Annotated in this window: 1 protein-coding gene; it reads left to right on the forward strand. The window is 61.8% G+C overall.

The window, feature by feature from the left end:
- Positions 1–360, forward strand: a 360-nt coding sequence (locus ACFPPD_RS23315) for a hypothetical protein (protein ID WP_378083556.1), incomplete at its 5' end; no start/stop codon positions are given.
- Between the last annotated feature and the right edge of the window lie 242 nt (positions 361–602).

Genomic DNA, 602 nt, shown 5'->3' on the forward strand with positions numbered 1-602 from the left:
CTTAACGCGCTGTCCTTGCGTCAGCGCGTGCAACTGCCCGCCCCGCGCGCGGCGCTCGCGTGGCGCTCGGGCGCTGCGCTGGCCGCGATGGCAGCCGCGGTCGCGCTCGTCGCGCTCGCGCTTGGCGCGGCTACCGCCGCCCTGCCCGCGCGCTTGGCGGCGCTTCTCGTCGCCCTGCCGGGCGTCGCGGTCGGCGCCGCCGTCTTCGCCGCGGCGCTCGTCGCCCTGGGCGCCGCGCTGCCGCGGCAATGGCGCGAGCTGCCGGGCTTCGCTTCCGGCAGCCGCCTGGACGCCCTGTTGCTCCGCATTCCGACCTTACATAAACGCAAGGGCGGAGACGCCGTTTCCGAATTAGAGTAATCCACTCGCCGCCGCAGCTTAAAGCCCCATAGTTACTCGAAAAAAATCGACTAACTGGCGCTCGAACGGGGCTCCAAGCAGGCAGTTGCACGAAAAAATCGACTAACTAGCGCTCGAACGGGGCTCCAAGCAGGCAGTTACACGAAAAAATCCAGTAGCATTGCATTAAAATATCAACAATTTGTCAAGGTGTTTTTCCGTAAGTAAAATGTGCTAAATTTGTATTATTTTATTTAATCATG

The organism is Cohnella suwonensis, from assembly GCF_042655365.1.
In the GTDB taxonomy this organism is placed as follows: domain Bacteria; phylum Bacillota; class Bacilli; order Paenibacillales; family Paenibacillaceae; genus Cohnella; species Cohnella suwonensis.